This is a genomic window from Spirosoma daeguense (assembly GCF_054776875.1).
On sequence record NZ_BAAHBF010000007.1, the window covers coordinates 176,129 to 190,351 of the forward strand.

The 14,223-nt window shown below is 45.6% G+C and carries 10 protein-coding genes; 5 read left to right on the top strand and 5 right to left on the bottom strand.

The features are described from left to right. Positions 1-18: 18 nt before the first annotated feature. Complete coding sequence (locus tag ACYVD4_RS22415; protein ID WP_460949553.1) at positions 19-1,068, bottom strand: aldose epimerase family protein; 1,050 nt, start codon at positions 1,066-1,068, stop codon at positions 19-21. Between the two features lie 154 nt (positions 1,069-1,222). On the opposite strand from ACYVD4_RS22415, the gene ACYVD4_RS22420 reads away from it, so the two are divergent. Continuing rightward, positions 1,223-2,518 (top strand): hypothetical protein, encoded by a 1,296-nt coding sequence (locus ACYVD4_RS22420; protein ID WP_460949555.1) that lies wholly within the window; start codon positions 1,223-1,225, stop codon positions 2,516-2,518. A gap of 39 nt (positions 2,519-2,557) precedes the next feature. Here ACYVD4_RS22420 and ACYVD4_RS22425 read toward each other — a convergent pair whose 3' ends face one another. Genes ACYVD4_RS22425 through ACYVD4_RS22435 form a run of 3 tightly spaced genes read right to left on the bottom strand, consistent with a single transcriptional unit; the run spans position 2,558 to position 4,732 of the window. Then, entirely contained in the window at positions 2,558-3,367 is an 810-nt protein-coding gene (locus tag ACYVD4_RS22425; RefSeq protein WP_460949557.1) for a TIGR02757 family protein, read from the bottom strand. After that, the gene (locus tag ACYVD4_RS22430) at positions 3,367-3,585 is read right to left on the bottom strand and encodes a hypothetical protein (protein WP_460949558.1); all 219 of its coding nucleotides are present in this window, start codon (positions 3,583-3,585) and stop codon (positions 3,367-3,369) included. The genes ACYVD4_RS22425 and ACYVD4_RS22430 overlap by 1 nt, the downstream gene beginning before the upstream one ends. Before the next feature lie 10 nt (positions 3,586-3,595). Next, positions 3,596-4,732 carry a LysM peptidoglycan-binding domain-containing protein gene (locus tag ACYVD4_RS22435; RefSeq protein WP_460949560.1) on the bottom strand — a complete coding sequence of 379 codons (1,137 nt, stop codon included), beginning with the start codon at positions 4,730-4,732 and terminating at the stop codon, positions 3,596-3,598. Positions 4,733-5,013: 281 nt separating this feature from the next. On the opposite strand from ACYVD4_RS22435, the gene kdsB reads away from it, so the two are divergent. Continuing rightward, positions 5,014-5,754: a 3-deoxy-manno-octulosonate cytidylyltransferase gene (gene kdsB / locus ACYVD4_RS22440; RefSeq protein WP_460949561.1), complete on the top strand. Its 741-nt coding sequence runs from the start codon at positions 5,014-5,016 to the stop codon at positions 5,752-5,754. Positions 5,755-5,891: 137 nt separating this feature from the next. After that, positions 5,892-7,457, top strand: coding sequence for a T9SS response regulator signal transducer PorX (gene porX, locus ACYVD4_RS22445; RefSeq protein ID WP_460949563.1), 1,566 nt, complete (start codon positions 5,892-5,894; stop codon positions 7,455-7,457). Positions 7,458-7,556: 99 nt separating this feature from the next. On the opposite strand, the gene ACYVD4_RS22450 is transcribed toward porX, so the two are convergent. After that, positions 7,557-8,783 carry an ROK family protein gene (locus ACYVD4_RS22450; protein WP_460949564.1) on the bottom strand — a complete coding sequence of 409 codons (1,227 nt, stop codon included), beginning with the start codon at positions 8,781-8,783 and terminating at the stop codon, positions 7,557-7,559. A 698-nt stretch (positions 8,784-9,481) separates the two neighbouring features. Here ACYVD4_RS22450 and ACYVD4_RS22455 point away from each other — a divergent pair. Then, positions 9,482-12,583 carry a SusC/RagA family TonB-linked outer membrane protein gene (locus tag ACYVD4_RS22455; RefSeq protein ID WP_460949566.1) on the top strand — a complete coding sequence of 1,034 codons (3,102 nt, stop codon included), beginning with the start codon at positions 9,482-9,484 and terminating at the stop codon, positions 12,581-12,583. Positions 12,584-12,591: 8 nt separating this feature from the next. Then, positions 12,592-14,196, top strand: a complete 1,605-nt coding sequence (locus tag ACYVD4_RS22460) for a SusD/RagB family nutrient-binding outer membrane lipoprotein (protein ID WP_460949568.1) — start codon at positions 12,592-12,594, stop codon at positions 14,194-14,196. Positions 14,197-14,223 lie beyond the last annotated feature (27 nt).

A 14,223-nucleotide genomic window follows, 5' to 3' on the forward strand; every position in this document is an offset into this window, starting at 1 on the left:
GTAGCGCAGCTTCCCTACCTAATCGAGCCGAACCCACATGGTACCCGAAAGGCTTTCCCAGGGCTCCAACGTGGTTAATCCTTGGCCATTGTTGAACGCATCGACATTGGCTGTCAATGGCTCAATGGCAATATTATTACGTCGGGTAGGCGTATAGCAGACCAGATAATTGAGCTTACCCTCGCCCGTTTGCTGGCCAACAATGAGTCGAACGCCCGTTTTCATGGATGTTAGAATGGTTTCGGCGAACGACTCGCCATTGGCTTGCACTCCCGTTGGTTCAATGCGAAAGGCCGAATTCAGTTCCTGTTCACGTAGTGGAATGGTTGCGGCTTCCTCGAATGGATGTTCGCCAACGGCAATTAGTTTTTCGTTCAGAATAACGGGCGTACGACCGGGCAAGGTAATAATCATGTTATCGACCAACTCCGCCGAAGCTTCACTATCTTCAATAAACATGAAATAAGGATGCCAGCCAAATGCCGCCGGACTCCGCGATATGCCGGTGTTTTGCACAGAATAACTGACACGTAGCGCACACATTTTATCCTTTTCCGGATTACTTCCGTAAGGCAGTAAATTGGCCTGTATCAGTTCATAGGTAATGGTAAACGAAAATGGGAACGGATAGCCAACCGTATCGCCCGCATAATCATGACGCATCGTAATCCGGGCGTAGGTATCGGTTGCTTCCTGCTCCACTACATCGAACGAACGACCGTGAATGAAGCCGTGAATGGCATTGTCGAGCGATGGCTCATTTAGTTTCAGCGCATAGTCTTCGCCTTCGAAGTGATAAATGCCGTGATGTACCCGACTTGGAAACGGATACAGAATTGCGCTGCTATAGCTCTCATCGGCACGTAGCGCCTGTGGCGAATCGGGGGCTTTTATCAGTGCAAATAAACTGCGCCCTTTGCGAAGAACCAGCCGCCGGAGAATCGCGCCAAAGCCAGGAATAACCGTGATGAACTCACCTGTTTCGGTATGTTCGAGCAAATATTCAGTGAGCGGCTCCGAACCGGTTGGAAGGGGGCCAAAAGGCTGAGTTGTAATCTTAAAAGACATAATCGAATAATGCAGGTAGGTATAAGAATAATCGGTTCGAGCTCAGTATTGTTTGTTAAAATTTAGAATATAACTCAAAGTAAGCGCAATTCTGTGGCACAGTGACGTATTGTTTCTATATTTTAGGGGATTGAATTTCAGCCTCTTTGCTACCATGCCTTTACAAACTACCCTCACCGAATCGCCAATCTGGTCGCCGACTGAAAAAGTAGCGTTCCGGTTTTTCTGCACATATTTAATCCTGTACGTTTTCCCGTTTCCGCTTAATATAATACCGGGTTTAGATTATTTATTAGGTGCCTATACCGAGTTATGGAAGAATATTGTTCCTTGGGTGGGAAGAGTACTGCTACACTTACCTTATGAGATTACGGTATTCCCGAATGGCAGTGGCGATACGACGTATAATTACGTTTATGTGCTGTGTATATTCACATTAGCCGTTGTAGTAACGGTTGTATGGTCGCTCTTGGATCGGCAACGGGCGAATTACAACACCGCGTTGTATTGGCTACTCGTACTGCTACGTTACTACCTGGCCATAACTATGTTTTTGTATGGATTTGCCAAAATCTTCAAAACGCAATTTCCTTTCCCCAACCTGAACCGATTGATGCAGCCATACGGTCAATCGTCGCCGATGGGGTTGGCCTGGACGTTTATGGGTTATTCGACGGGTTATAACTGGTTTACGGGCTTGGGAGAAATAATTGGTGGAGGGTTGCTGCTATTCCGGCGGACTACGATGCTGGGCTGTTTGGTTTTGATTGGAGTGATCGGGAATATCGTGGCGATGAACTTCTTTTTTGACATTCCGGTCAAATTATTCTCATCGCATTTACTGTTGATAACCTTTTTCGTGCTGGCTCCCGATGCCGGCCGACTTATTGACCTGTTTGTATTGAACCGCCCCGTTCCCAACCGGAATTTAAACCCATTCTTTTCAGAGAAACCACAACGTATCGGGCGTATTATTATTAAATCGGTTTTGATTACTTATATCTTATGGTGGAACATTCGAGATAGCCTTAACACCATGAAAACCTATGGCGATGCCGCACCCAAACCTCCAATGTATGGCGTGTATGGGGTTGATCGTTTTGTCTGGAACGGTGATTCGGCAGTGGCCGATACGGCACGCTGGCGGCAGGTAATTGTGGCGGGCTATAAAGGCGCATCGAACGTAACGATTCGACTGGCCAATGATTCACTACGTCGGTATCAGTTTGAACCTGATTCTGCTACGTCGAAAGCGGTTTTATACGTCCGTTTCGATACGGCTCATAAATACCAACTCATGTATAGCCAACCCGATACCAATTCGCTGGTATTTCGAGGACGTATCAATCAGGACTCGGTTTATGCGCGCCTTCGTAAGCAACCCACCGGTAATTTTCTCCTAGTAAATCGGGGTTTTCACTGGATAAACGAATATCCGTTTAATCGTTAAATAGTCTATTAGCTCCCTACCATTATAGGAGGGGTAATCTTACAATTCACCTTCCACGCCCAGGCCAAATAAGGCAAAATCGTAACGTACCGGATCAGCTGGGTCGAATGAACGTAGCGTTTGGGTGAGTTCGAGCGCGGTTTTCCAGTTTGGTGATGCTGCTACGTTATTCTTTGGCGTCAGCAAGCCGAGCTTGTGTGATACACGATTAACATGAACGTCGATAGGCATCACCAGTTGATGCGGTTTCAGGCGTGTCCACAGCCCAAAATCAACGCCCCGGTCGTCGCTACGTACCATCCAGCGCAGAAACATCAGCAACCGTTTGCAGGACGAGTTTCGGGCGGGCGTAGCAATGTGTTTACGTGTACGTTCGGGGAAAAAATCGGCCAGTCCGCAGAATCGGTCATGGAACCTAATCAGCGCCGATTCGACTGTTTCAGGCGTTGTATTGGGCAGAAAAGCATCTTCCAGTGAATCGTTTTCCTGATAGTATTGCCGAAAAAAATGCAGGAAGTAAAGAGCGTCGGTGGCGTTGAATGTACGGTGTTTAAACGCCAGAAATCGTTTCAGATCACTCTCTTCATGATGGCGAATAAAGTCATGGGGGGCACCGTCCATCAGGTCGACCAACTCGCTCGCTTTTTTGAGAATGACAGGGCGTTGCCCCCAGGCCAATACCGCAGACCAGAACCCCATAATTTCAATATCCTGCTTTTGGCTAAACCGATGCGGAATGCTGATGGGGTCGCGGTCAATAAATGAAGGCCGATTGTATTGATCGGCCTTGGCATCTAAAAAATCCTTTATGGCAACGAAGCTATTCAGATGGGCTAATTTATCGTTCATTATTTACTGCTGCCGCCACTAACTACCCAGGCCATTGCCCGTGAAATTCCTGAAAATATGGAGAGTAGAGTCGACATCACAAACGTAAAGACGGCAATAAAAGGGTATGCCAGTGTGAACAGGATGCTGAACGTAACGTAACCCGGCGAGGATTTCATTTCGGCATCGCGCTCTCGGTGCCGACGGGCAATACGTTCTTCTTTCGTTTCTTTTTCCATACGTTATTTATTAGCGGACAATGTAACTGACCTCAGCCCGAAAACGCTTATCCTCGGGCGAAAGTTTCGCAAAAGCCTGACCCGATAACTTAATTAGTATTTTGTCATTAACTCCAGTATTTGGCAGTCGGCCAATCACTTTTACCCAGAGACTTTGATTGTTAAATTCATTACGTACCTGTACCAACGTACCGATGGGGGCCGTTCGGTGCAGGGCCAGATATTTACCCGATCCATCGCTGCCATTAATCATTTCAGCCACGCCACTGGCCGAGATTCGCCGACCCTGCGTAGGCATGGGAGCATCGTTGCCGGGACTGGGGAGTTCAACCTCCTCAACAGGTTGTGTACTTGCCGTACTCTGACTTTCGGGTGCTGACGGCTTACTCGCAACGTCCGTACTACGGTTTGGCTTACTGGCTTTTCGTTCGGCTGGGCGCGAGGTTGTTGGTTGTGCTGGAGTCGGTTTTGGGGCAGACGCAGCAGGCGATGTAGCAGACCGCTCGACAGGTTTGGATGGACGTGGAACTACCTGCGAAGCGGGCGTGCGGGCCAGATAAGCTTTTTCAGAAACGATAAGTGCCTGTCCAATCAATACGTTATTGCCGGGTAAATTATTCCACCGCCTAATATCGGCCTGCAAGACGCCGTAGCGATTTGCCAGGCTATATAGCGTCTGATGAGGTTCTACTACGTGTATACCGGCGCGGGCCGGGTCTTCATTTTTTTGACTTTCTTTGGTCGGTTTATTGTCCGAAGATTTTTTGTCTTCAGTAGCTTTTGCGGCTCGTTTTTCTTCTTTTTCCCGTTTGCGAATAGCTTTATCCATCGCTCTTTCCTCCTTCCGACTGATCGTTCCATCTGGCGCGGGGATACGTAGCAATTGATCGTACTTAACCGCGTCTTTCATCGTAGGGTTAGCGGCCTTGATTTCAGCAACGGAGCGTTTGTACTTTCGGGCAATGGCAAACAGTGTTTGTCCCTCATTGACGCGATGGAGAATAAATAGTTTTCCGTCTTTTTTCTCCAGTCCAACCGAATCGAAAGGCATATTCCGATACGTTGCTAATGGGAGAGCCTGTGTAGAAATAAGAGAAATATAGCCGATTGCCAGCGCAAAAACAGCGTACGCAAAATTCTTTTTCATGGGTTATAATCAGCCGAATATAGGGATATTACGCCGGTTGAGACAAGGGCCATATTGCTGGCAAAACGGCTCAGGACGTAAAAATAACTAAATTACGGCGGTTTTTCCTGAAACGGATTTTATGGCGATTTCCGTTTATATTCAGGGGTATTTTACGGGTTATCGTTATTGTTACGTTAACTAAGTACGTAGACTTTTATGAAATTTCCTACACGCTACGTTAGCTAAAATAGCGATAAGGCCTCAGGAGGATTGACTATAAACTTCAACCGATAACGATTTTGACTATTCTTGGAATTATTCCCGCCCGCTATGCATCAACCCGCTTTCCGGCAAAAGCGCTGGTAAGTATCGATGGAAAAAGTATGATTCAGCGGGTGGTGGAGCAGGCCAGTCAGGCCACTTCTTTGAGCCGAGTTGTGGTGGCTACTGACGATGAGCGTATTCAGGAGCACGTTGTCAGTTTTGGTGGTGAAGTAGTTATGACGTCGGTTCATCACCAGAGCGGTACGGATCGTTGCCAGGAAGCGGTTGAGAAATTGCGTATGTCGCCCGATTACGTCGTCAATATTCAGGGCGATGAACCTTTTATAAAACCCCGGCAGATTGATTTGCTTACTTCGGTACTTGATGGCGAAACGGAGCTGGCGACACTCATCAAAGCGATTGATGATGTAGAAACGCTGCTTAATCCGAATTCGCCCAAAGTGGTGATTAACTCCTTGAATGAAGCACTCTATTTTAGCCGTCATCCGATTCCGTACCTGCGTGGACAACTGCCCGAAAACTGGCTTGATCACCATCGGTATTACCGACACATTGGCTTATATGCGTATCGTACCGACGTATTGGACCGGATCACGCAATTAGCGCCATCATCGCTCGAACGGGCCGAAAGTCTGGAACAATTACGCTGGCTGGAGAATGGGTACCGTATACGTACCGTAGTGACCGAACTCGATAGTCTGGGTATCGATACGCCCGAAGATCTGGACCGTGTTGTTCGGACTGAACAGGGGTAAATTGCCCGTTATCAGTCTGTTAAAAATCCTTAATTCTGAACCACCTGAACAGAACCGGTCGTTTCAAGTTAAACTAAAGAACGGATGGCCGGTAACGTACTGGCTATCAAATCCGGTTAATAAACCCCGTTGAACGCATGCAAAATTATTCGATACTCTGGGCCGACGATGAGATTGATCTGCTGAAACCACACATTCTGTTTTTGAAAAATAAAGGATACGACGTTACGTCGGTCAATAGTGGAGCCGATGCGCTCGATCAGGTTGAGCAGACGAATTACGACGTAGTGTTTCTGGATGAAATGATGCCCGGTATGACCGGACTTGAAACGCTTTCGCAGATAAAGCAAATGCGTCCGAACCTGCCGGTGGTTATGATTACCAAAAGCGAGGAGGAGCATATTATGGAAGAAGCCATTGGTTCCAAAATCGCTGATTACCTCATCAAGCCGCTCAACCCGAATCAGATTTTGCTATCGGTCAAGAAAATTCTGGACAACAAACGTCTCGTAACCGAACGTACTAACATTGGTTATCAGCAGGATTTCCGGAATATCTCCATGCAGTATAACGACCGGATGGATTATAATGAGTGGGCCGATGTTTATAAGAAGCTCATTTATTGGGAATTAGAGCTTGATAGCTCGCAGGATAAAAGTATGGTTGAAGTAATGAACATGCAGAAAAGTGAGGCTAACTCAGAGTTCTGTAAGTTCGTGATCGACAATTATGAAGACTGGCTCAACGATCCGAAAGCTGACAGTCCGGTAATGTCGCACCAACTGATGCGGAAAAAAGTTTTTCCATTGCTTGATCAGAGCGGTAATTCGGCCCCATTGTTTTTTATTCTGATTGATAACCTGCGTTATGATCAGTGGAAAATAATAGAACCACTTCTGGCCGACTACTTTACGATAGAAGACGAGTCTTCATACTACTCAATTTTACCAACCACTACAGGTTTTGCACGTAACGCCATTTTTTCAGGTATGATGCCCAGCGAAATGGAACGTAAACATGCTGATATATGGGTAAATGACGATAGCGAAGATGAAGGATTGAACAACCATGAAGACGAATTTATGCGTCGTCAGCTTGAGCAAAGTCGTCTGAATATAAAGTTTTCGTACCACAAAATTCTGAATGTAAATCAGGGAAAATCGCTGGTCGATAACTTCAATAATCTGATGCAAAATCAGTTGAATGTTGTGGTCTACAACTTTGTGGATATGCTCTCGCATGCCCGTACCGATATGGCCATGATTAAGGAACTGGCTCCCGACGAATCGGCCTATCGATCTATTACGCGTTCGTGGTTCCTGCACTCACCTTTGCTGGAATTTGTGCAGAAAATTGCTGCCAAAGGCGGACGGCTGGTTGTAACGACCGACCACGGTATGATTCGTGTGCAGAAGCCTGCAAAGATTGTCGGCTATCGCGAAACCAACACGAATCTTCGCTACAAACAGGGTAAAAACCTCGGCTTTGATGATAACCATCTGTTTGTTGGCCGCAAGCCAGAGCGGTTATTTCTGCCTAAGCCACACGTATCGACCGCCTACGTATTTACGCTGGAAGATTACTTCTTTGCATATCCAAACAATTACAACTACTACGTAAATCATTATCGGAATACGTTCCAGCATGGGGGCGTATCGCTCGAAGAAATGATTATTCCGTTTGCTTATCTAAAGGCAAAGTAACGTAGTAATCTGAACGTATTGGAACCGAAAAGCCAGCTTTCAAAGCTGGCTTTTCGGTTCCAATACGTTCGAAATGAGCTATTACCGCTACGTATGAATTTAGTAATTCGCAAAAATATCCTCCATTACGTAGGCATGAGTTCCTAACCATTTCGCCGTGCCATTTAATTGCGTAAGTTCGATGGTCATGTCGTTTCTGAAATCGCTGAGGCAGTATTTACTGATAGCTTGTTCGATGGTACTAAGGATAAAAGCGGCTGCCCGCGTCAACACCCCATCAACAATGATAACTTCAGGGTTGAACAAGCTAATGGCAATGGCTAACCCTTTTCCTAACTGAAAACCAGTTTCGTGTAAAATATCGATGGCATAAGAATCGCCGTAGTGGGCTGCGTTTATAATTTCATCAATATCGATCTGGCCAACACGATCCCGGAAGGTTGCCAGTTTAGAAACCTGTCCGGCCATAATATCACGTTGTACACGCTTAACGAGCGCCGATGCTGACGTAACGGTATTGAGGCAACCGATTTTACCGCAATAACAAAGTTCGCCCTCTGGGTCAACCTGAATATGGCCCAGTTCTCCGGCAAAACCGCTGGCTCCCTTAAATACTTCGCCATTAACCACAATACCCAGCCCAACACCCCAGTCGATGTTGATTGCTAGTACCTGCTTTTTTCCCTGACCACCCCCAAAACGACTTTCACCCAAAACAGTTGCCTTTGTATCATTGATGAGATACACTGGTTTTCCGAACTGTTCAGATAGTTGTTGGGTAAGCGGTTTGGTAGCAGAATTGAGGCTTTTATACGTTAGATTCAGCCCCCGACGAGCATCGATCAGGCCAGGCATTGAAACGCCCACAGCGATCAAATCCGTCTCGTTCAGCCCTGAATCAGCTAGTGCGTTGGTGAAATACTCGGTCAAAGATGAGAGAAACTCCGGATTATCACCCAGACGAAGGTCATAGTCGCCCCGAAAAACGACTTCTCGCTGTGTATTCATCAATAATATCTTCGTATCATGTGTGCTCACATCCAGCACCGCTACGTAGTGTCGCTTTGTATTAAGGCTAAATAAGACAGGCCGGCGGCCGTTACTACCTGTTGCTGTGCCAATTGGAGTTGCCCAACCTTCTTCGGTTAATTCTTCAACAAGGCTTGTAACAGACGGTACACTACTGTGTAGGATTCGGGCGAGTTGCGCTAATGTACAGGTACTTTCAGCATAGAGATGCGCTAGAATTGTTTGCTGTTTCTGTCGTTTTTTATAATCAACAACCGACTGCTGGGTCGAAATTTCTTCGTCAAGAATAGGATTCATTAGTAGATATGAACAAGATAGAAAGGTTTATGCAGACTGAAGCATATGACCCAAAGTAACCGTAGTTGATGAACTACTTATAGGTTGAGTGTTTATACTTTTAATTAATGAGGACAAATTTTTAAAACAATAGTTAAATAATCGTTATTTTTTAAAAAAAATTATTAAAATTGCGTCCATAATAGAATTTTATGAGCAATGTTTGGCTGATCAATCTGTTGACAAAACATTACTTAAAACGCCTTTGCGAGTAAAAAAGAGACCCCTTGTTGAACTACATCAGTACGAATTATTGCGTTTCATTAACTGAAAATGTCCTGTGTCTAAATTATGAATATATGTATATTAAATCTGTTGGTCGGATCATAGCATATTGTAAATAGGTGAATCTACTTAATTTTTATTGTTATTAGGAAGTATAGTGTATTTTGGTAAAAACCAATATTTTTTTTAATAATATTAATAGATTATTAAAAAAATTAAAAACTTGATATTAGATAATTATATTTGCTGGTAAAATAGACAGTGATTTTCAGGGCTAATACATAATTATCCATAACCTAGAGTTAATAGAACAGTGGAAAGAATGTAAAAGGCTAAGTAATTACTGTAAATTGATAAGTGCATTTTTAGTGAAGGGTTTGTTCTAAAAGGAGCTAACTCTCTGAATTTCTTTACCTAAACAAGTACATACACCTATGAAGTCAAAACTACTTCGTGTTATGCCCAGGTTTGTGCTCTTCGTGGCAACTTGGCTGCTTTGCACGCTATCCTCCTCCTATGCGGCCGACAAGGAGATTACCGGTACGATTACCGATGAAAAAGGAAATGAGCTGGTCGGCGCATCGGTTACCATCAAAGGAACTAACCGTGGAACAAACAGTGATGTGAATGGTAAATACCGTATTTCGGCTCCCGGCGATAATTCAGTACTGGTTTTCTCGTACATCGGTTATGGTCGTCAGGAAGTTACGGTTGGTAATCAATCAGTTATTGATGTAAAATTGCTTCCCGGTGATGCTACGTTGAACGAAGTTGTTGTAACGGCACTGGGTGTATCGAAAGATGCTCGTAAAGTGGGTTATGCCGTAACAACTGTTGATGCTGGGGTAATGACTAAAGCGCGTGAAACTAACCTCGGTAACTCACTGGCTGGTCGTGTTGCGGGTCTGAACGTAAAAGGAACGAGCGGTGGCCCCGGTGGTACCGCAAAAATCCTGATGCGGGGTATGCCTAGTATGAACTCGGCTGGTTCGCCACTGATTGTTATCAACGGTGTGCCGATGGACAATACCCAGCGCGGCAGTGCTGGTGAGTGGGGTGGTGCCGATGGTGGTGATGGTCTGGGTAATATTAACCCCGACGATGTTGAAACAATGACCGTTCTGAAAGGACAGTCTGCTTCGGCATTATATGGTGCGCGTGCTTCGAACGGTGTTATTCTGATCACTACGAAAAAAGGTAAAAAAGGCGATTTCGCTGTTGAGTATAACATGAATCTTTCTACCGACCAACCGCTGAACTTTACTGATTTTCAGTATGAGTATGGGCAGGGTATTGGCGGTGTTAAACCTGCTACGCAGGCACTGGCACAACAAACTGGTCGTCAGAGCTGGGGTGGTAAACTGGACGGTTCGCAGTTCACGCAGTTTGATGGTAAGCAATATGCTTATTCGGCTCAGCGCGACAACATTAAGAATTTCTACCGGATGGGTTCGAACTTTACGAACACAGTTTCGGTGACCAAAGGTGGCGATAATGGTGCTTTCCGTCTTTCTTTGTCAAACCTCGATAATAAGTCGATCATTCCGAACAGTGGCTTGGGACGTAAAACGATTAACCTAACCATCGATCAGAATATTACGACAAAGTTGAGCGTTAGCGCAATGGCTAACTATATCGACGAAAAAGTAACAGCGAAACCGATTCTGAGCGATGGCCCGATGAATGCCAATAACGGTATTTTCCTGGCTACGAACATCGATCAGCGGATTCTGGCTCCGGGTTATGATCCGGTTACAGGTCGTGAAATCATCTTCAGTGACGACGAATACGTAACGAACCCATATTTTGTTACAAACCAATTTGTAAACGACGTATCGCGGAAACGTATCATCTCGATGTTATCGGCAAAATACCAATTTGCTGACTGGGTTTATGCACAGGCTCGTGTAGGTTATGATAATGCTAACGACCGTATTTTCAAAGTAACGCCTTGGGGAACAGCTTATTCAAATGCGCAGAAAGGTGGTCTGGACGAACTTTCGAATTCACAACGTACCGAACTTAATGTCGACGCACTTATAGGTGTTAATAAAGACATTACTCCAGATTTCTCGTTTGGCGCGTTGGTAGGTGCGAACGTACGGAAAAACAACTACGAGAAATTAGGTGTTAGTGGAAGTCCGTTTGTGTTGCCTTATCTCTATAGCTGGAACAACGTAGTAAGTTTCAATCGCAACTACGAAGTAGCAAACACAGAAGTACAGTCGGCTTACTATAACATCGATCTGGGTTATAAAGGCTTCCTGAACCTGAGCACAACAGGTCGTTACGATACGTATTCAACATTGCCTAGTTCGGCACGTAGCATCTTCACGCCGTCAGTTACAGGCGCTCTGGTATTTACGGATCTGATACGAGTACCAAACCTGAGCTTTGGTAAACTGCGGGCGTCATATGCTGTAACGAGCGGTGAGCCAACAAAGGCCTATGGTACCAGCGTATACTACGGTGTTGGAAACGCTATGAATGGTGTTGCAACGGGCAATTTTGGTGAAGAACTTCCTAACCTGTTCCTCGGGCCATTTACCAAATCAGAAGTTGAAGTAGGTTTAGAATTACGCTTCTTCGGTAACCGTCTGGGACTTGATGCGGCTTATTACACCCAGAAAACGCATAACGAAATCATGCCGGCTAATTATAGCTGGGCAACAGGTTATGCAAAAGGCGTTGTTGGAACAGGATCGACCCAAAACTCTGGTCTTGAACTGCAATTGACGGGTACACCTATTAAAACCAGCAAATTGAACTGGAATGTGTCGCTGAACCTGACTTCGGTGAGAAACCGGATCATTCAAACCGACGCCAACAATAATAATATCTCGCTAGGTTCGAACCGGGGTACGTTAGGTAATGCTATAACTGCTTTCGTACCTGGCTATGCTGGTCCTCAGATTCTGGCTTACGATTATAAGTATAGCACGAACGGACAGATCGTAGTTGATGCATCGGGTCTACCAGTTCGGGGTGATCTTATTAAAATGGGAACCGTATTGCCAACTCTCTATGGTGGTTTGAACAACGATTTCTCGATTGGTAATTTCAACCTGTCGTTCCTCGTTGACTACAACTATGGTAACAAAATTCTGTCGGCTACTGAATACTATGCGTATCGTCGGGGCTTGCACAAAGAAACGCTGGTGGGTCGTGAAGGCGGGATCAAAACCGGCGTAACGGCTGATGGTGCTACAAACACCGTTACAGCTACTCCTCAGGATTACTATACAGCGCTGGCTACCAACGTAACGAAAGTGACCGTTGAGAATGGAGACTTTATTAAAATGCGCCAGTTCACGTTAGGGTATAACCTGCCCGCCCGTCTGTTAGAGAAAGTTCCGCTGATTCGTGCTGTAAACGTATCGTTCGTAGGTCGTAACCTCTTCTATTTCATGAAGAAAACCGACAACATCGATCCAGAAGCAACGTTTGGTGCTAACCTGCAATACTCGGGTATTGAAGGAACCAGCTTGCCATCTGCCCGTAACTATGGCGTTAACGTGAACATCAAGTTTAAATGATCCCAATCATGAAGAAGAGATTAATAGCAATATCATTTTTAGCCGGAGTACTTCAGTTGTCTTGTACAAAGGATCTGGATGTGCTGAATACCGACCCAACCAAGGCATCAACCGGAGCATTTGACGCAAATTTGTTGCTGCCTAGTGTTCAGTGGAATCACGTAGCGGCTAATGCAGGCTATAATGGACCGATTCTGTTTCAGAGTATGTGGGTGCAGGCTTTGTCATCTACTACGTCGGGAGCGGCCAACTACTACTCCAATGGTGATAAATACGTTATTTCAAGCAATACTAATTCGTATTTAGCCAGCACCTGGAATACCGATTATAAAGCTGCCAGCTTTGCCTATGAAATGGAGCAGTTGACGAAAGGCAAACCTGCATTGGCAAACCTAAATAGCGTCGCCATCATTATGCAGGCTTTGAGCTTTGCGAACCTTGCCGATGTGTATGGGGATATTCCGTATACACAAGCGTTACAGGCAAAGGCAGGCGTTACGTTACCTGTGTATGACACACAGGAGAGCGTTTACAAAAGCCTGCTGGCCAAGCTGGAAACTGCAACGGCTGCGTTGAATGCATCGGGTACCAAGCCAACTAATGACGCATTTACCTATAAAGGTGACATTGCAAAATGGAAAAAGTTCGGTTACTCGCTGATGCTGAAACTGGCTATGCGTCTGACGAAAGTAGATGCAGCCACAGCAAAAACCTATGCTGAAAAAGCGGTTGCTGGTGGCGTATTTACAAGTGTTGATGACGATGCTTATGTACTTGGTGATAACGCAAATGGATATGACAATGGAAACGGTGCTGCTCTGGCAACTTTAGCCGATGTATATCAGGTTCGTTGGAGTAAAGTAATGATCGACTACCTGAAAGCAACGAACGACCCTCGCTTAAGCAAAGTAGCTGAAGTGCCACCTGCTGGTTTGGCTGCCAATCAGGATTTGAATACTGGAGGTACTACCACTCCTGCTACTCAATTAGGTCTACCAAATGGATATGACCTGAACGGTGGCGCCACCGATATCAGCAAGACGGCTGGTTATCCGGGTGGTACGGGCACAGGTGCTGATGCAACGCCTATCGGTCGGTATTCGCGTCCAACACTGATGTATCGTAACCGGAATGCGCCGATTTTCGTACTGACGTATGCTGAAACAGAATTATTGTTGGCAGAGGCAGCTACCCGTGGTTTCTCGGTAGGAAGCACGACGGCTGCACAGCACTACAAAAACGGCGTTGTAGCAGGTATTCAATCGTTAGGAAAATATGGCGCGTCGGCGGTTATTGATGCGGCAACAGCTACAGCTTATGCAGATGCAAATCCGCTGAGAACAGCCGATGCGCTGAAGCAGATTAACGAACAAATCTGGGCTACAACGAGTCTGCTCATGAATTTCTCTGAAGCCTGGAATAACTGGAAACGTTCGGGCTATCCTGTGCTGACGCCAATAAATTATACGGGTAATTTCTCCGGTGGAGCTATTCCTCGTCGTCAGCCATATCCAACCAACGAAGCAACGCTTAACACGGCCAATTATCAGACTGCAGTAAGCAAGCTGGGTACCGATAACTGGGTTACCCGGGGCTGGTGGGACAAACAGTAATCGATTAGATTCTTAAAAAAGTAAGGT

Coding starts and splice junctions, on each gene's coding strand:
- ACYVD4_RS22430 (WP_460949558.1), bottom strand. CDS start 3,585: ATGGAAAAAGAAACGAAAGAAGAACGTATTGCCCGTCGGCACCGAGAG.
- ACYVD4_RS22420 (WP_460949555.1), top strand. CDS start 1,223: ATGCCTTTACAAACTACCCTCACCGAATCGCCAATCTGGTCGCCGACT.
- ACYVD4_RS22455 (WP_460949566.1), top strand. CDS start 9,482: ATGAAGTCAAAACTACTTCGTGTTATGCCCAGGTTTGTGCTCTTCGTG.
- ACYVD4_RS22450 (WP_460949564.1), bottom strand. CDS start 8,783: ATGAATCCTATTCTTGACGAAGAAATTTCGACCCAGCAGTCGGTTGTT.
- porX (WP_460949563.1), top strand. CDS start 5,892: ATGCAAAATTATTCGATACTCTGGGCCGACGATGAGATTGATCTGCTG.
- ACYVD4_RS22415 (WP_460949553.1), bottom strand. CDS start 1,068: ATGTCTTTTAAGATTACAACTCAGCCTTTTGGCCCCCTTCCAACCGGT.
- ACYVD4_RS22425 (WP_460949557.1), bottom strand. CDS start 3,367: ATGAACGATAAATTAGCCCATCTGAATAGCTTCGTTGCCATAAAGGAT.
- ACYVD4_RS22435 (WP_460949560.1), bottom strand. CDS start 4,732: ATGAAAAAGAATTTTGCGTACGCTGTTTTTGCGCTGGCAATCGGCTAT.
- ACYVD4_RS22460 (WP_460949568.1), top strand. CDS start 12,592: ATGAAGAAGAGATTAATAGCAATATCATTTTTAGCCGGAGTACTTCAG.